Genomic DNA, 18,229 nt, shown 5'->3' on the forward strand with positions numbered 1-18,229 from the left:
AGTGGACTGCCGCGACCTGTGCCTTCGCCGGGCTAGACTCCCACGGTGCGCCGCTGTCTTCGACGCCACCGGCTCGGGCTCGCCCTTGCGCTGTCGAGCTGCCACGCCAAGCCGCCGCCATCGCCCGAGCCACCGCCCGATGAATCGGCCGAGTCGGAGCCCGAGCCCGAACCTGAACGCGAGCCCGCTCCCGAGCCCTTTGCGTGGCAGCACGAGCTGGTGCCGTCGACCGCTGGCGAGTTCGCGCTCCTCTCGATGGGCACGCGGCTATGGGCCTCGCCGAAGGCCCGCGAGCCCGTCGCTGCCGCGAGGCGACACGGCGCAGTCCAGGTGATCGGCCAGGCCGATGGCTTCGTCGAGGTCGCGCTCGACTGGCGGCCCGACGCCGACACGGCCTACTGCTGGCCGCCGGCCTATCCCCTTGCGCTCCGCGTGTTCGTGCGCAAGGACGAGCTCCAGGACGTGGTCACCAAGACGAAGGTCGTCGACTTCGGCGACGGGACCGGCCTCAGCATCGCGCCCGGCGCGGCGGTTCAGTCCTCGAGCGATGGCCTGCGGCTGTCCTCCGCCACCGTCGTCCGCAACCATGGCGGCGTGAGTGCCGTCGTGCCGGCCGACACCGACCTGGCGCTCGGCAAGATCTACACTCCCGCTCGCGACTCGAGAATGCACGACGTCTCGCTCGAGCCGGGCACCGTGCGAGCCGGCAGCAAGGTGTACGACTACTTGGCCAACACCCCCGTGTTCGCGTACGCCGAGCATGATCCAAGCCACGTGCTGTACGGCGCGGAGTGCTTGCAGATCGCCGGGTTCCACACCGCGCGGCCCGAACGAAGCGGGGGCTCGTGGGTCGACGAGCGCTCGCACCACGACGACTTCGCCGTCGACCTGGGCGGACTCATCGGCAAGGGCGGCCCCCAGCGGGAGTTCGAGAACCTCTACGAGATCCCCGCCAACGCCGCGCTGAGCTGGCCCAACGGCGCGACCGCCGGAACCTCGGTGCGCGCGCTGTGGATTCAGCGCAAGCCGATCCGCCGCGGATCACGACGCTGCTTCACCCTGGCGCTGGACTCCTACGCCTATGGAGGTGATATGTCGACCCTGGAGTTCTGCGTGGGGGCCACGGTCGCGAAGTTCATCGGCTGACCCGGGGACGCCGTCACCGACGGGCCCGTTGCATCCGCCCGCGAGGCCGACGAAGAGAGCCTCGAGGCCCAGCAGGTCATCGAGTTCCGCCGCCTCTCCGCCACCCCGACGTGGTCCGATAGAGTTGCCCCATGAGCCCCCGAGGGTCCCACCGCTTGATGATCGCGCTGTTGCTGGCCGGCTGCGCGAGCGCGACCAACGAGCCGACCGAGCCACCCGCCAAGGTCCACGAGCCAGGCGAGGGCGTGGCGCTCGACGACGGCCGGATCGAGGTCGCAGGCAAGCTGCTCGCGCACGACGGCACGCCGCTGCGCCGCGCCGAGCTGACCGTGCGCCGAGACGGCGCGCGCGAGCCCCTCGCCTCCGTGGTGCTCGGCGATGACGGGGTCTTTCGCGTGTCGATCCCGACCGGGGTCTACTCGATCTCGGTCGCCGCCGTGGACCATCGCATGATCATGCGCCGCACCGTGGTGACCCACGACCTGCGCGTCGAGGGGCGCCTGGGGACCTACGCGCGCACCGACCCGGGCGAGTCGCTGAAGATCCGCAGCGAGTACCTCGATGGCGAGGGCAAGGTCGTCGGACCCGGACCAACCGCAGCCGCTCGCGTGGCCGACGGCATCCATCGCCTGGAGCTCACGAGCAAGCCCGAGGGCGCAAAGCGGCTGCGCTACCAGCTCGCGTCACCGAGCGGGCGCACGTACAACGGGCCGCTGGCCGACGACTACGAGAACGACGGCGGTGGCGACTACTGGTCGATCGTCGACGTGTCGAGCAAGGAAGCGCTCGAGCTCGACCTGAGCGCACTGCCTCCCGCCGGGGTGAGCCCGGAGCTACGGTGGACGGGAGAGAGCACGGCCACCGCCGCCGTGCTCTCGTTCCAGGACCGCTGCTTCGAGTCGATCGAGGGCATCCGCAATCGCATGCCTCGCACCGACGGCAAGCTCGCACAGATGACCGACGAGCTGCGCGCGGAGACCGAGGCCCTCGCGGCCAAGGCTCGCACGGAGATCGATGCGACCACCGACTCCTCCATCCAGGCCCTGCTCCGCGCAGCCCACCTGTCGTGCTTCGGCCCGCTGCTGCGCCGGCCGGAGGACGGAGCCTCCTTGCGCGAGGAGGTCGCATGGGTGCTCGACCACGTGCCGCCCACCGACCCGCACCCGCAGCTCATCCTCAACTTCGACAACATGATGTACGTGGCCCGGCGCGAGGCCGACGAGGCGTTCCTGGCCAAGAGCGACGCGTGGCTCGAGCGGCGGGCGCGGGAGCACTCCGAGCCCAGCGCGGCGATCGAGGCCCTGAGCGTGCTCCTTTACGCGGCCGACGAGCGCAAGGACCAGGCGCGCGTGAAGGAACTCCATGCGCTCGCGATGAACGAGCGCTTCGCGGGTACGTTCCAGCAGCTCTTCATCGAGAAGGAATTCGACCCCAACCGGGTGCTCCAGCGCGGCAGGCCGTTTCCCGCCTTCGACTTCGCCGGCCTGCGCCCGACCGATCCCCACGTCACCAGCACCGCTCGGTCCGGCCGGCTGTACCTCGTGGAGTTCTGGGCAACCTGGTGCGGCCCCTGCGTGGCGGAGATGCCCAACCTGCATGGGGCCTACGCCGCCATCAACGGAGCCCGACCGGGGAAGATCGCCGGCCGAGGCACACGCAAGCACGAGGGCAAGAAGAAGACCGAGGCCAGGGCCGAAGCGGACGAGGATGCAGGCCTGCGAGCGCTGCGACCCGTCGAGCACCCGAAGGTCGAGTTCGTGTTCGTCTCGCTCGACGCCAACCCGTCCGACGTGGAAGCGTTCCGCACCGAGCACTGGTCGATGCCCTGGACCCACGGCTTCGTGGGGCACTCGGGCGAGAAGGCGGCCATGGAGCGCTTCGGCTTCTTTGGCGTTCCCACCACGATCCTCGTCGACGAGAAGGGCACGATCGTGGAGTACGGCAACGCCCTGCGGGGCGAGAATCTGCTGCCCGTGCTCGAGCGAACGCTGGCCGAGCGACACGGCTCGCCTGCTCGAGCGAAGTAGCGGATGCTCAGCCCGCCAGCCAGCGCAGGGTGTTGAGCACGAGCACCAGGTTGTCGTGGGCCTCGGCGGCCTGGAAGCCCACGGGTTGCCACTCACCACGTTGGTCCTCGACGTAGCGGGCCGAGAGCATGGCCGCCTCGCCCGACACGACGATGCGCCCGCGGCCGTGCTCGCGCGCGGCCATCACCGGCCAGCCGCTCACGTCGTGCCGGGGCGTGTGCTCGTCGAACTGCCACGCAGTGGCGGGCACGAGCGAGACGGCCGGGCTCGGCATGCGCAAGACGACCACCGCATCGTCGGGAACCTCGAACGCCTGTCCGGTGAACGAGCGCACCGAGTCCGCGCGCTCGCTCGGACCTCGCCCTTCGGTGATCGGGTGGCCGGAGACGATCGTCCCCTCGTCGCGGGTGTGCTGGATCGAGTTCGGGATCACTTCGCCCTGCTCGGTGGCCGCGAACGCGAAGCCATTGCTCATGCCAAAGCCCAGCCGCGTGGCGAGGGCCTGCGCAGCCCCGGGGAACGGCATGTGATCGGCGATGAGCCACAGCCGCCCGCCAGCCACGATCCATGCGTCGAGGGCCGCGATCTCGTCGTCGGTGAAGGCCGAGGGCGTGGGCAGCGTCCACTCGCCGCCGATGCGATGATCGTTGCGCTCGTGCAGCGCATTGGCGATCACCAGGATGTCGAGCGCGGCGAGCGACTCGGCGGAGAACGGGGCCTCGTGGGCGATCACGCGAAAGCCATCGGCTCGCGCAGCGTCGGCGAACGGGGCGAACATGCCGTCGAGGGTGTGGAAGTCGTGGTGGCCCTCGTCGATGCCGAGGCGGGGGCCCGTGCCGGGGGGGAAGCGCGGGTCGTCGATCACCACGTGGACCGTGGGCGGCGAGCCAGGCTCGGCGAGGATGGACTCGAGCACGCGGGCGTTGCGGGGCGAGCGGTTGGGGGCCGCGGTCGGCTCGGGCGGGAACGCGGACGGCGGGAGGGCCTCGGACGCATCGCCCCCAGACGGGCCCGCCGTCACGGGAGCGCGGACGTGACAGGCCGAGGCCAGCAGGAGGCCGGCCAAGGCCGGCCAGCGCATGCGTGCAGAGCGGGACCCCACGACCTCGATCATGACCCCAATCGCAGAGGCCGGGTGCCCCGAGGGCATCGTGCTGTTGCTCACCATGGCAAGGGAGCCGTCTCGTGATCGCGGAGGTCTCGGCCGGCACTTCCCCGGCATGACGCGATTGACCCTTGGATTGCTGACTCTCCTCCTCCTGCCGCTGCCCGCCTGCGACACCCAGCCCGAGGAGCCCGAGCCGCGTACGATCGTCGACAAGACCCCCCAGGAGGCCGCCGACCTCACCACCGAGGTCGCGTGCGACTACGTGGCGCGCTGCGGGATCATCGAGGTGACGTGCGCCGACTGTGCCGAGGGCCAGGACTGTGGCGGCTGCACCACGGAGGTGATCGAGGTGTCGCCGCAGGAGTGCGCCGAGGACCTGGGGCCCGAGCTCGAGCAGATCTTCGGCTGCGGGGAGCTGACCGCCGAGGAGCAGGCCCTGGTCGACGAGTGCCTGGCGGCGCTGCCCGACGCGGCGTGCCCCTCGGTCGAGGTGGTCGAGGACGGGGCCGAGCCGCCCGAGGACCTCTCCGATGATCTCCAGGCCTGCGAGGTGTTCGAGCAGATCTCGGAGCGCTGCGGGATCTACGGACAGAGCGAGCCCGGCGAGCCCGGACCCGATGTGCCGCCGCCGGCCGAGCCCATGCCCGGATGACGGAGATGCCTCGCACCACGAGGCCATCCCTCGAGCCGCTCGGGTAGGATGGCGTCGACATGGCCAAACATCGACGTGGCAGTCCGGGTGCTCGCTCGGCGCGCAAGCGGCGAGCCCCCGATCCCAAGGCGCCGCCAGCACACGTCCGCCATCATCCGCTCTACGGCGACATTCCCCTGATCGTCGTCACATGGATCGATCACCTCGGGTGCGAGCGTGGCACCTACCAGCACGACCCCGACTACCGGCCTCCGTTGCCACCGGGGGCGGTCCGCGGCGATGCGCGGCGGCAGCCGTTGCGAACGGTGTTCGACACGCCGCGGTACTTCTACGTCGACGAGGAGCGGACCTGCATTCAGTGCCGAGAGGAGTTCTCGTTCGGCGCGCGGGAGCAGAAGTACTGGTACGAGACGCTGCGGTTCCCGTTCGAATCGGTCGCGATTCGCTGCCCGGCGTGTCGTCGGCAGACCCGTAGCGACAAGGCGCTGCACCACGCCGTGGCGGAGGCCAAGCGACGGGTGGGTGCAGCCTCCGATGATCCCGCGGCCTGGCTCGCGCTGGCCGAGGCCATCGTTCAGCTCCACGAGCGGCTCGAGCGAGGGAACCTCGACCAGGCGATCGCGGCCGCGCGCAAGGCTCGTGTGTCGAAGGAGGCTCCGCTCTCGGAGGGATGGCAGGCGGACGCGCTCTACTGGGAAGCCACCGCGCAGGCCCGAGCCGGCCGCGAGGGCAAGGCGCGGGCGCTCTACGAAGCGTTCGTCGAGCAGGCGAAGGGCAAGGTGCGAGCGCAGCGGCTCCGCAAGGCCACCAAGTGGCTCGAGGCGCATCCGGTGGGGTGAGGGTGCGCGAGGTCGCAGATCAGCGACCATCACGATGATCCGGCCGGGCGCCGTGTTTTCGTCCGGTCGGACGGGCAAGGCCCTCGATACCGGCCCATCCCAAGCGCTGATGGATCGGGGGGCCGGTCACCCATCAGAACGCTCATCCTCGGCGCCACCGGACCCGAACGATGTATTGGCTCGTCGATGGGTCGCCGGAACCACCCCAAATTCGCGCCCATGCTCTTCGCTCACCGGCTCCGGCCACGCCGGCGACATCGGGGTTCCCATTTCGTTTTCGACCACCGCTCACCACCGTAATGGTGCGCAATCCCTTGCCCACGCACCGAGCTCCATCGCTCCATCGATCGCTTGCGCCAGGACCGGATCTCTGCGTAACTGCATGGACGCCACTGACTCGTGTGCTGCGCCGAAACGCACCAGGTCGTCGCGAACAGCAGGAACGTCATGGACCACTATCTTCTCGGCGACCCGATCTCCGTGACTCATCACTCGGTACTGCGTCGCGCGGTGCGAACGGCCGACGGCTTGCCGGTGATCATCAAGACGGCCGCCGCTCCGCATCCCAGCCAGGCGCAGCTCGAGCGGCTGCGGAGGGAGTACCAGCGGCTGCAGATGCTCGACTCGCCACATGTGGTGAGTCCCATCGAGTGCATCGACGACTCGGACGGCGTATTCATCGTATTCGAAGACCGTAACTACGAGTCACTGGCAAGCGGGCACACGGGCCAGATGTCGCTGGACGCGTTCTTCGGCTACGCGGCGCAGCTGGCCAAGGCGCTCGATGACATCCATGACGTCGGGATCACGCATCGAGACATCAAGCCCAACAACGTGCTCGTCAACGAGGCCGGAGACCTCGAGATCATCGACTTTGGCAGTGCGTCGCTGCGGGTGCGCGAGCGGCAATCGAGCGGAGCATCCGGTACGCTCGAGGGCTCGCTCCCGTACATCGCGCCCGAGCAGACCCGACGGATGAACCGCGTCGTCGACTACCGCTGCGACTTCTACAGCCTCGGCGTCATGTTCTACGAGCTGCTCACCGGACAGCTCCCGTTCGTCGCTCACGACCTGCTGGGGTGGATTCACTGCCACATCGCCGAGCTCCCGGTCGCACCGACGGAGCTGCGCCCCGACCTGCCCCGCCCGGTGCAGGCCATCGTGCTCAAGCTGATGGCGAAGCTGGCCGAGGACCGCTATCAGAGCGCCCGCGGGCTGTCTCACGACATCGAGCGCTGTCGTCGCGAGTGGCAGGAGCACGGGAGGATCGCACCGTTCGTACTGGGCGAGCACGACCACTCGCTGCGCTTCGAGCTGCCGCAGACGCTCTACGGCCGAGACGACGAGCGCGAGCGGCTGCTCCAGGACTTCGCCGGGGTGCGCCGTACGGGCGCGCCCCACCTGAGCATGGTCAGCGGGTACTCGGGCATCGGCAAGTCGGCGCTGGTCAACGAGCTCCATCGCCCGATCGTCGTGGCGCGCGGGCGATTCATCTCGGGCAAGTTCGACCAGTTCCAGCGGGATGTTCCATACGCCACCTTCTGCCATGCGCTCGAGTCCCTGGTTCAGCAGATCCTCGGGGAGTCGCCCGAGTCGCTGGCGCGGTGGCGCCGACGGCTGCGCCAGGCCGTCGGCGACAACGGCCGCGTCATCACCCAGGTCATCCCATCGGTCGAGCTGGTCATCGGCGAGCAAGCTCCCGTCCCCGAGCTGCCGTCCAACGAGGCCCGAAACCGGTTCCAGCGCGTCTTCGGCGAGTTCCTGGCGGCGCTGTGCTCGGCCGAGCATCCCCTGGCCATCTTCCTGGACGACCTGCAGTGGGCCGACCAGGGCAGCATCGACCTCATCCGATATCTATTCACCACGTCGTCGATCCAGTACTTCCACCTGATCGGATCCTATCGCGACAATGAAGTGACCTCGTCCCATCCCCTGATGCTCGTACTCGACGAGCTCGCTCAGCGCAAGGGAGTGTCGAGCACGATCACCCTCGAGCCGCTGACCCTCTCTCACATGCAACGCATGCTCGCAGATGCGATGGCCACCCGTGAGGAGGACGTCACGAGCCTGGCACGGCTGGTCCACGAGAAGACCGGCGGCAACCCATTCTTCATCGGCCAGCTGCTCTACTCGATGTACGACGACGGGTACATCCGGCGTGGCCCGGACGCCTGGGAGTGGAACGAGGACGAGATCCGGCAGCGAAACTACAGCGACAACGTCGTCGAGCTGATGCTGGCCAAGCTCACCACGTCGTCGACGCGCGCGGTCGAGAGCATGAAGGCCGCGGCATGCCTGGGCAGCGTGTTCCATGTGCGAGATCTGGAGATCGCGACCGGCGCGAGCGCAGCGGAGCTCACCGAGGCGCTCGAGGAAGTGTACGCCCACGGCTATCTCATCGACGCGGGAGATCGCGTCCAGATCGCTCACGATCGAATCCAGCAGGCGGCGTATGCACTGTTCGAGCCGGCCGAGCGAGCCGCGGCGCACCTCGCCATGGGCCGCGGCTTCGTGCGCGAGCTGTCCGAGGAGCAGCTGACCGAGCGGTTGTTCGACGTCGCGGCACAGTTCGCCCAGGCGGTCGAGCTGCTGACCGATGCCACCGAGCGCGACGCCGTCGCCCGAATGTTCTTGCGGGCCGGACTAAGGGCCAAGGCCTCGGCCGCGTATGACACGGCCATCCGGTTCTTGACGCTGGCCAAGGAGCTGCTCCCCGAGGCGTGCTGGGAGCGAGACTACGCGCTGGCCTACGCGGTCCACGTGGACCTGGCCGAGGTGTTCGCCATCTCGTCCCACGAGGGCCACGCCGAGGCAGATCGACTGTTCGACGTCGCGCTCGAGCACAGTCGGACCAACATCGACCGAGGGGCCATCTATCGCATCAAGGTCGAGCTGGCCACGGTACGCTCGGACATCGAGTCTGCGGTGCCGCTGGCCCTGGCCGGCCTGCGGCTGTTCGGCATCGACATTCCGGCCCAGCCCGACGACGACGCCATGCAGCGCGAGTACGACCTCGTGTGGCAGAACCTCGACGGCCGCTCCATCGAGTCCCTGGTGGAGCTACCGCTCGTGGACGATCCAGAGCACCTGACGTGCATGTATCTGCTGGCCGTGCTGCAAATTCCCGCCCTGTTCGCCGGTGGGAACCTGCTGGGGGTGGTGTCGTACCGCATGGTGAACCTGAGCCTGCGACACGGCAATTGCCCCGCCGCCGTCAACGGCTACGGATGGTTCGGGCTGTTCTTGCAGGCATATCACCGCTATCGCGACGGCACCCGCTTCTCCCGGCTCGCGTACGACTTGGTCCACGAGCATGGCTTCGATCGCTTCGAGCACTACGGCAGCTACTTCATGGAGCTGAGCAGCTACTGGACCGGCTCGATCTCCGACATGATCGCCTTCGCGCGAGAGTGCTACTTCCATGCGCTTCGCAACGGCGACGTCGGGTTCGCATGCTATGGCTGCAACCACACGGTCACCAACTTGCTGGCTCGAGGCGACGCGCTCTCGGACGTGGACGCCCAGGCGGACCAGTGGATCGACTATCCGCGGCGGACGGGCTTCCAGGACGTCGTGTGCGTCATTCGGTCGACGCAGCAGTTCGTCCGGTCGCTGCGTGGGCTCACCGACGAGCTCGTCAGCTGGAACCAGGCCGACTTCGACCTCGAGCAGTACGAGGCCGAGTTCTTGCCCCCTCGGGTCACGACCGCAATCTGTTGGCACCATGTCCTCCGGATGACGACCCTCTACCATGCCGGCGAGTACGAGCAGGCGCTCGCCGCCAGCGAGCGGGCCCGGGAGCTGCTGTTCAGCTCCGCGTTCCACCCCCAGTATCACGACTACTTCCAGTTCCGCTCGCTGTGTCTTGCGGCCTGCTATCGCGATGCATCGGACGAGCTCCGGGCGGCGTACGCGGAGGAGATGCAGACCAACCTCGAGCTGATGGAGCGTTGGACCGACTGCAACCCGCGCAACTTCGAGGCCAAGACCCGGCTGGTGCAGGCGGAGTGGTGCCGAGCCCGCGGCCGGCTGGACGAGGCGATGCTGCGCTACGATCAAGCGATCGCGTCGGCCAAGCGGTACCGGTTCATCCACACCGAGGCGCTGGCCCTCGAGCATGCCGGGCTCGCCCATCGCGAGCACGGGCTGGACGAGGTCGGCAAGCTGCTGCTCGCCCAGGCCATGCTGCGGTATCGCGCGTGGGGAGCCGAGGGCAAGGTCGATGACCTCGTCAGCCGGTTTCCCCACGTTCGCGTCCTCGAGGCCGGCTCGTCGTGGTCGGACAGCCAGAGGACGCCGCGCTCGGGCTCGATCACCCTCGACCACGGCTCGGCAGCCGGGGGCGTGTCCAACGTGGACAGCATGAGCCTCGCCAAGGCGGTGCAGAAGGTCTCCGCAGAGCTCGACCTCGACCGGCTGCTCGAGGCCCTGCTTGGAGTGGCCATGGAGAACGCCGGAGCGAACGTCGGGCGGCTGTTGCTCGTGGAGGACGACCGCTACGAGGTCGCAGCCTCCGCCTGGCTGCGCAACGGCGAGCTCGTCGTCGAGAAGGGCAACGACTCCGGGAACGGTCGACCGCTTCCCGAGGACACCGTCTACAAGTGCTGGCGCACCAGGAAGCCCGTGTTCGTCGAGGACGCGGGAGCCGACATCCCCGATGCTGTCGAGGGGCGGCATGAACGCACGCGATCGAGCGCCTGCATCCCGCTCCGGCGACACGGTCGCGTGGTCGGCATGTTCTACCTCGAGAACACCGTGATCGGGGTGGCCTACACCAACTCGCAGGTCCATCTGCTCGACCTCATCGCGTCGCAAGCGGCGATCTCGCTGTCCAACGCGCTCCTCTACCGGGACCTGCGGCGAGAGAACCAGGAGCGGCTCGAGGCCGAGCGAGAGCTCCGCGAGGCCAAGAGCCGGGCCGAGGCCGCCAATCGGGCAAAGAGCGCGTTCCTGGCCATGATGAGCCACGAGCTGCGCACCCCGCTCAATCCGATCATCGGGTTCACCTCGCTGATGGTGAACGAGATCACCAACCAGGAGCATCTCGACTATCTGCACACGATGACCCACTCTGCGAATCATCTCCTCGAGCTGCTCAGCGACATACTCGAGTACAGCAAGTTCGAGGCGAGCACGATGGGGCTCGCTCCGCGGCAATTCTCCATGGGCAAGCTCATCTTCGACTGTGTGGCCCAGGTCGCTCCGGGAGCAGAGCAAAAGCAACTGACACTGAGGGTCGTCGCCGACGAGGCGGTGCTGGCCAGGCGCTTCGTCGGCGACGCCAAGCGGCTCCGCCAGATGGTCCTGAACTTGCTCGACAACGCGGTCAAGTACACCAAGGTCGGGGGCATAACGCTCGACGCTTCGGTGGAGGAGCGCAATGCCGAGACGGCCGAGGTGTCGATCATCGTCGAGGACACGGGCATTGGCATCGCCGAGGACCAGCAGGCCAGCATCTTCGAGCCGTTCTTCCAGTGCGACAGCTCCTCCACGCGACGGCACGGCGGGGCCGGGCTCGGCCTGGCGATTGCCAAGCAGTTCGCGCTGCTCCTGTCGGGGGATCTGGGCGTGACCAGTGTCCCCGGGAAGGGCTCGCGCTTTCGACTCACCGTGCCGCTCGGTCGGGTCGGTTTGCTCGACGGAAGGGAGGAGATGCCCGCCCCCGAGCTCGCGGCCGCGGCCAGAGACCAGGCGACGGTCCTGGTGGTCGAGGACAACGACCTCAACGCGCAGGTCATCACCGCGATCATCAAGAAGCTCGGCCACGCCGTCTTGCGGGTGTCCAGCGGCGCCGAAGCGCTGCGCACCCTCCCCACGCAATCGTTCGACCTCGTGCTGCTCGATCTACAGATGCCGGGCATGGACGGCTATCAGACCGCCGTCGCGATGCGCAAGGACACCATGCACCTGGATGTGCCCATCGTTGCGGTGACCGCCCACGCATCGGCCGACGCCAGGGCCAAGTGCCTTGCCTCCGGCATGAACGACTTCCTGACCAAGCCCGTCTCGCTGAGCCAGATGACCGCGACCCTGGGCCAGTGGCTCGACCGACCGAATTGATCGCGCCAGGCGTCGGCGGCTCGCCCGAGCGCAGCTTCTCGCGCCAGGCCGAGCGCTCACCCGCTCGGAAGCAGCTCCCAGTCGATCACCAGCTCGGGAAACAACCCCGAGGTCAGCTTGCCCTTGGTCTCGCTGATCGCCGGCCGTGGGAACGGCCGATCGATGTCATCTCGTGCATACACGGTCACGAGGTGATCGAGCGGATGCACCAACCAGTAGTGCCGCACCCCGTAGGCCTCGTAGTAGGCGAGCTTGGTGATCTGATCCCGCGCCGAGGTCGATGGGCTGAGCACCTCGATCACCCAGTCGGGGCCGCCCTGGAATCCACGCTCGTCCAAGCCCGAGGTATCGCATATCACCGTCAGATCGGGCTGGACCACCGTCCTGATGTCCCGCGGCGGTGCGTTCGCGGCCCCCAGGCGCACGTCGAAGGGCGCGGCAAAGACCTCGCACGGGCGACCCACGAGGAAGTTGGCGATCTGTCGAAACAGCTCCCCCACCACCCGCTGGTGCGCCGTGCTCGGCGCAGGGCTCATCGCCACGGGCAGCCCCTCGTGCAGCTCCCACCGCTCGTCCTCCGGCCACGTCAGCACGTCGGCGTAGGTGAAGCGATCGGCGAGGGTCGCAGGGGGCGGGGCCATGACCCGCCGAGTATAGCTCGGTCCTCACGGCCGGATGGGCCCCGCCTGGACCGGCCCGCACCAACGAATTGCTACGCCCCGCCTCGCACCCGCCCCGGCAGCACCGGTGCTGCCACGACCACCGCCTTGCCCACCGCGGGCAGCTCGAACCTCCGCAACCCTCGAGGCCCACCCGCGAGGAACACCAACCCCGGATCCTCGAGCGCCCGATCGAACGAGAACCGTACTGCCCTCACTCCCCCGCCCTTGCCCTCGGCGGCCACCTGCGCCCGAAACACCCCGACATCCACTTCGTCCCCGGCGTGCAGCCCCTGCGAGGGCGGCCGAAACAGCACCTCGGGCGGCTGGTCGTGCATCACTCCGCCCACCGTCGAGAGCTCGAGCGTCTGCTCGTCCACTCGCCGCACCAGCAAGCGCCGCTCGCCGATCTCCAGCACGTGCCACGTTCGGGGCAACGGTCGCTCGAGCAGGTGCAGCAGCCACATCCCGTGCAGCCCCGTCACCAACCCGGGGGCCGCGATCACCACCACGTCCTTGCCCTCGAGCGGCAGCGCCTGCGTGCCCACGTCGGCCATGAACCGCGGATACGAGCGCCCCGTGGCATCGATCCCGGCGATCTGCGCCCGTGCCCACCCGGCATCGACGACCACGTGCTGCGCCACCAACCCCGCCGCGAGCACCCCGAGCACCCCCGTCCGGGCCCACGCCATCACTCCAGTCGGCCGCGTCCGCACGGCCCGCACAGCCGCCACCGCCACGCTCCCCACGAACACCGCCGGTCCCAACGCCGCCACCGCCAGCGCTCGCGTCGACGGCAGGATCGCGGCCAACGGCACCAGCGCCCCGAGCGACCCCAGCGCCAACCACACCACCGTCCGGCGCTCCGACGGCTCGAGCCACCGCCGCGCCAGCCACCAGCAGGGCCCCACCACCACCGCGATCCCGAGCAGCGCGAACCCTCCGTGCGCCTTCACCACCCCGGGCGCCCCTTCCACTCCGGACAGCGCCGTCATCGCCCGCACCACGATCGTGCCCTCGTAGCGAAACAGCAGCCGATCGCTCTCGCCCGGCAGCCCCAGCCAGATCTCCCCCAGCATCCGCGGCACCCGATCCACGCACGCAACCAGGAACTCCACCGGATGCCCGAGCGGATCCACGTAGCTCGTCGCCCCGTGCACCCCGGCCCCCATCGCCACCGACAGCACCGCGAATGCCCCGAGCACCACCCCCATCGGCAAGAGCCCCCGTGCCCGCGCCCGCCATCCATCGGTGCGTCCGCACAGCGCATGCGCGATCCCATACGCCGCCCCGCACAGCGCATACTCGCCGGCCGCGAACGCCAGCGCCCACAGCCCGCCCTCGATCCACCCGTCGCGTCGCCGCTCCCGATCCGAGCCCCTCGTGGCCCGCCGCAGCTGCACCGCCAGCGCCCCGAAGGCGAACGCGGCCGACACCATCGCGCAGCGATTGGCCAGCCACGCCGTCGTCCACCCGAACGTCTCGTCCACCGCGTAGACCAGCAGCACCATGGCCGCGATCACCGGCGTGGTCGCCCGCCGCAGCAGCGCGTACGCGGCCAGCAGCGCCGCCGCCAGCCACCCCATCGAGTGCAGGTGATGCACGAACGCCCGCTTGCCCCACAGCGCATGATCGACCCACAGCAAGAGGCTCGACAGCGGACGCACCTGCACGAAGCGAAACTCCGTCACCGTCCACCACGGCAGCGAGCCGCGCCGCACGTGCTCCGCCGTCGCGGAGGGATCCCGCGGATACAGCGAGTAGAGCGACAGCGGCCCCCGCTCGCCCGCCACCCCGTCGAACAGCGCCACCTGATAGACGTCGTCGGCCAACAGCCCCACGTGCATCGCGGGCCAGTAGAGCCCCACCGCCACCAGCACCACGAACGCAGCCCACGCCCACGCCCGCCCGATGCGCTTGCGCTCCATCAGCCCCCCGCACGCGCGTAGAGCAGCGCGCACTCGAGCAGCAGCGTCGACCCCAGCAGCACCCGCACCCGATTCCAGTACCCCTCGATCCGCACCGCCGGAATCGGCAGCGCCGCCGCGACCCACGGCAGCACCACCAACACGGGATGGAAGCACCACCCCGCGTAGGCGCCCGCCAGCAGCATCAGGCCGCGGGCCAGCCACTGCGTCCGCTTCCGTCCCAGCACCACCGCGGTCGTTCGGATCCCACGGCGTGCATCGGCCTCTCGATCGCGCAGCACCTGGATGGTCTCGAACACCCCCGAGAACAGCCCGAGCTGCCACAGCAACCACCAGCCCTCGGCCGCCCCGGGCGGCACCGCCACCGCGGGCATCGCCATGCCCCACACCATCATCGCGCCGACGTCGACGAACGGCCGCCGCTTGAGCCGCGCCGAGTAGAGCCAGCAGATCCCGGCCCCCACCGTGAGCGGCAGCCACAGCCCCCCGCCCCACAGCGACGCGAACCCACAGCAGAGCCCCAGCAGCCCCCACTGGGCGCGTAGCGCGGCCCCACGGTGCGCCGCCAGGTAGGCGGTCTTGTGGCGATCCCGGGTGCTCGTCATCAGATCGTCGTCGAGATCGAACCAGTCGTTGTTGAGGTACACCAGCAGGTTCAAGAGCATCCCGAACCCCGTACGCACCATCAGCTCGGGCAGCGACAGCTGCAATGCCAGCATGATCGCGACCGCAGCCACCAGGTTGGCCATCTCGAGCCGACCGATCCGATAGCGCGCCACATCGAGGACGATCTTGAGCTCGGCGGGCATCCGCGGGTCGATGGTCACACATCGGGCTGGCTGGGCGCCAGCCGGGCTCGCAGCCCCGACGCCCAGCGACGGACCCAGCGACGGGCCCAGTGCTGCTATGCTCTGCCCGTGGACGCCGGGGATGGCTCCGTCAAGGAGTCCAACGCGGGAACCACCCGCCTCCTCGAGAAGGAGGAGCTCGCCTTCGGCGACGACGAGATCGACGAGACGGTCGAGTCCCAGGTTGGCGACGCCTCCCGCCCCCGGACCCCGGCTCCCGACAAGGAGGCCCCGCACACCATCGGGCGCTACGTGATCCTGCGTCGGCTGGGCGCGGGCGGCATGGGCGTGGTCTACCTCGCCACCGATCCGCAGCTCGACCGTGCGGTGGCCATCAAGGTCATCGCCAGCAAGGGCTCCACCGTTCGCCGAGCCGAGGCCGTCGAGCGGCTCGAGCGCGAGGCCCGGGCGCTCGCCCGGATCCGCCACCCCAACGTGGTCGTCATCCACGACGTGGGCCGCCACGAAGACGCGGTGTTCGTGGTGATGGAGTACGTGGAGGGCTCCGACCTCCGACGCTGGTTGAGCGAGCCCATCGGGCGCCGCAGCTGGAAGCAGGTGGTCGACGTGTTCATCGCGGCCGGCCAGGGCCTGGCGGCCGTACACGCGGCCGCCCTGGTCCACCGCGACTTCAAGCCGGCCAACGTGCTGGTCGCCAACGACCAGCGCGTGCTCGTCACCGACTTCGGGCTCGCGCGCGAGGCCGAGCCCGACACCGCCTCGCTCAGCTCCGGCTCGACGTTCTCGATCGAGCTGACCGCGGCCGGCACGGTGATGGGTACGCCCGCCTTCATGTCTCCCGAGCAATTGCGCGGCGCCGTGGCCACCGCCAGCAGCGATCAGTTCGCCTTCTGCGTGTCGCTGTGGCAGGGGCTGCACGGCGCGCGCCCGTTCCTGGGACAGAACATTCGCGAGCTGCGCGAGGCGATCGAGGCGGCGCCTCCCGTGCGCCCGCCGGGCTCGAAGATCCCCCGCTGGCTCCACCGCGCCCTGCTACGCGGCCTCGACCTCGACCCCGACCGCCGCTTTCCCTCCATGGATGCGCTCGTGCACGAGCTCCAACGAGGCCGCCGCGGGTGGCGTCGCGAGCTCCTCGCCACCGGGGTGCTCGCGAGCACGGCAGCCGTCGTCGCCGTGCTCGCCCACGGTGATGCCTCGCCTCCGTGCGAGGACGGGATGGCACGCATCGAGACGGTCTGGAATGCCGATGATCGCCAGGCCCTCCAGATCGGCGGAGGAGACTACACCGCCGCCCACATCCAACAGACCCGTGCGCAGCTCGAGCAGTCGCTCGACGACTATGCCGCGCGCTGGGCCGAGACCTACGCCCAGTCGTGCGCCGCGGTCGGCCCGAACGCCTCGCGGGGTACGCCCGCCGATCAGGCCACCGCGCAGTGCCTCGAGAACCGCCTGGGTTCGCTGCGCGGCCTGGTCGAGCTGTTGACCACGAGCCCGCTGGACGCCTCGCGGGTGGAGCCCGTGGTGAGCTCGCTGCCGGCCCTCGAAGACTGCACGGGCGGGCGCTGGGTGCCCTACCCCACCGGTCCCGGCGAGGCCGAGCGTGCCGCCGCGATCGACGAGCGCACCGCGGCGGTCCGTCGAGAGCGGCTCGTCGACCGCAAGGACGGTCTACGCGAGCGCATCGAGGAGGTGGTCGAGGACGCCCGAGCCCTGGGCGCTCCCTACCAGCTCGCACGAGCGCTCGCCGAGCGCTCACGCCTGCTCGGCGACGAGGGCGAGATGGACGAGGCCTTCGTGGGACTCGAGGAGGCGACCGAGCTGGCCATCGTGGCCGGTCACGACCACCTGGCGGCACGCCTCATCAACGACGAGCTGCTGGTCATGCTCGAGGGCACGCCCCCGAGCGCGCGCGAGGTTCGGCAGCTCGCCGCGCTGGCCCGAGCGCTGGAGCGCCGCTCGGGGAGCGACGACTACGAGCTGCTCGGCCACGTGCTGCTCAATCAGTCCTCGCTGCTGCGGCGCATGGGCAAGTACGACGAGGCCACGGTCTACAACGAGCAGGCCAAGGAGGTCTTCGCGCGCGCGGGGGACCGTGCCGGCGTGGCCAAGGTCCGCTTCAACCAGATGACCACGATGCTCCAGACCGGAGACATCGCCGAGATGAAGAAGCTCGATTTCCAGGAGGTGATCCACGAGCTCGAGGCGACGATGGGGGAATCGTCGCCTGCCGCGATCAGGGCCCGACGAACGTACGTGGGCTCGCTGTACCTGCTCGATCGGTCTTCCGAGGCCATCGAGGAATCACGCGCGCTCCATCGGATCGTGCGCGAGCACTTCGCTCCAAGCTCCGCCACCTACCACGACGTGCTGTTCCAGCACGTCATGATCGCCGTCCATACCGGAGCGCTCGCCGAGGCGGAACGGACCCTGGCCGAGAGAGTCCACATCGAGGCGACGACCGACCGCGAGCGCCTCGATCGCGCAATCATGGCCACGGTACTGGCCTTCGTTCACCACCGGGACGATCACGTCGACTCGCTCCTACGCGAGATCGAGCCGCTGGTCTCCGCGATCGGGAACCGGCGGGACCGCATGTGGTACACGGGGACGGCCGTCACGCACGAGCTGCTCACGGGCCGGCTCGACCGGGTTCGAGCCCGCTTCGCCGACCCCGAGACCGTGGCCACGCTCCTCGCGGAGAAGACGCTCGCCCTGGACGCACGCGCCGAGGCAGCGATCGTCGCCATGCTCGCCGAGGCTCCCGTGCCCCCGCCCGCCCGGAGCTGGGGCGAGGTGCTGCAGGTTGCCGATCCCAGGTTTCCTCCCGACTACCTGCTGATCGCAGCCGTCGAGGCGCTCTCGTCCGAGGCCGATCCCACGGCGACGATCCAGCGCGTGCGCGACGAGCTCGCGCGGGTGTACTGGAACGGGGTTCCGTCCGTGCGACTGCTCGATGCCTGGTTGGCGAGGCATCGCGATGGCCGAGTCGAGGGCGAGTAGG

Annotated in this window: 10 protein-coding genes; 6 read left to right on the plus strand and 4 right to left on the minus strand. The window is 69.4% G+C overall.

Annotated features, from left to right (window positions below; genetic code table 11):
• Nucleotides 1-45: 45 nt before the first annotated feature.
• Complete coding sequence (locus OEB96_RS44865; RefSeq protein WP_266223152.1) at nt 46-1,146, plus strand: hypothetical protein; 1,101 nt, start codon at nt 46-48, stop codon at nt 1,144-1,146.
• A gap of 131 nt (nt 1,147-1,277) precedes the next feature.
• A complete protein-coding gene (locus tag OEB96_RS44870) occupies nt 1,278-3,173 on the plus strand; it encodes a TlpA family protein disulfide reductase (protein WP_266223153.1) in 1,896 nt (631 codons plus the stop codon).
• 7 nt (nt 3,174-3,180) lie between these two features.
• Here OEB96_RS44870 and OEB96_RS44875 read toward each other — a convergent pair whose 3' ends face one another.
• Nucleotides 3,181-4,275 (minus strand): hypothetical protein, encoded by a 1,095-nt coding sequence (locus tag OEB96_RS44875; RefSeq protein ID WP_266223154.1) that lies wholly within the window; start codon nt 4,273-4,275, stop codon nt 3,181-3,183.
• A gap of 10 nt (nt 4,276-4,285) precedes the next feature.
• Between OEB96_RS44875 and OEB96_RS44880 the strand changes: the two genes are divergently transcribed.
• The 3 genes from OEB96_RS44880 to OEB96_RS44890 all read left to right on the plus strand — a co-directional run bounded on the left by OEB96_RS44880 (nt 4,286) and on the right by OEB96_RS44890 (nt 11,832).
• Nucleotides 4,286-4,933, plus strand: a complete 648-nt coding sequence (locus tag OEB96_RS44880) for a hypothetical protein (RefSeq protein ID WP_266223155.1) — start codon at nt 4,286-4,288, stop codon at nt 4,931-4,933.
• A gap of 59 nt (nt 4,934-4,992) precedes the next feature.
• Nucleotides 4,993-5,772, plus strand: coding sequence for a zinc-ribbon domain containing protein (locus OEB96_RS44885; RefSeq protein WP_266223156.1), 780 nt, complete (start codon nt 4,993-4,995; stop codon nt 5,770-5,772).
• 447 nt (nt 5,773-6,219) lie between these two features.
• A complete protein-coding gene (locus OEB96_RS44890; protein ID WP_266223157.1) occupies nt 6,220-11,832 on the plus strand; it encodes a hybrid sensor histidine kinase/response regulator in 5,613 nt (1,870 codons plus the stop codon).
• 56 nt (nt 11,833-11,888) lie between these two features.
• Here the strand turns inward: OEB96_RS44890 and OEB96_RS44895 are convergent, their stop codons facing one another.
• The 3 genes from OEB96_RS44895 to OEB96_RS44905 form a co-directional block, all read right to left on the minus strand.
• Nucleotides 11,889-12,473 (minus strand): Uma2 family endonuclease, encoded by a 585-nt coding sequence (locus tag OEB96_RS44895; RefSeq protein ID WP_266223158.1) that lies wholly within the window; start codon nt 12,471-12,473, stop codon nt 11,889-11,891.
• Nucleotides 12,474-12,544: 71 nt separating this feature from the next.
• Nucleotides 12,545-14,452, minus strand: a complete 1,908-nt coding sequence (locus OEB96_RS44900) for a hypothetical protein (protein ID WP_266223159.1) — start codon at nt 14,450-14,452, stop codon at nt 12,545-12,547.
• Nucleotides 14,419-15,228 carry a UbiA family prenyltransferase gene (locus tag OEB96_RS44905; protein ID WP_266223160.1) on the minus strand — a complete coding sequence of 270 codons (810 nt, stop codon included), beginning with the start codon at nt 15,226-15,228 and terminating at the stop codon, nt 14,419-14,421. The genes OEB96_RS44900 and OEB96_RS44905 overlap by 34 nt, the downstream gene beginning before the upstream one ends.
• A gap of 108 nt (nt 15,229-15,336) precedes the next feature.
• On the opposite strand from OEB96_RS44905, the gene OEB96_RS44910 reads away from it, so the two are divergent.
• Nucleotides 15,337-18,228, plus strand: a complete 2,892-nt coding sequence (locus OEB96_RS44910; RefSeq protein WP_266223161.1) for a serine/threonine-protein kinase — start codon at nt 15,337-15,339, stop codon at nt 18,226-18,228.
• Nucleotide 18,229: the final 1 nt, after the last annotated feature.

The sequence above is a fragment of the Paraliomyxa miuraensis genome (assembly GCF_026337845.1).
Taxonomy (GTDB): domain Bacteria; phylum Myxococcota_A; class Polyangia; order Nannocystales; family Nannocystaceae; genus Paraliomyxa; species Paraliomyxa miuraensis.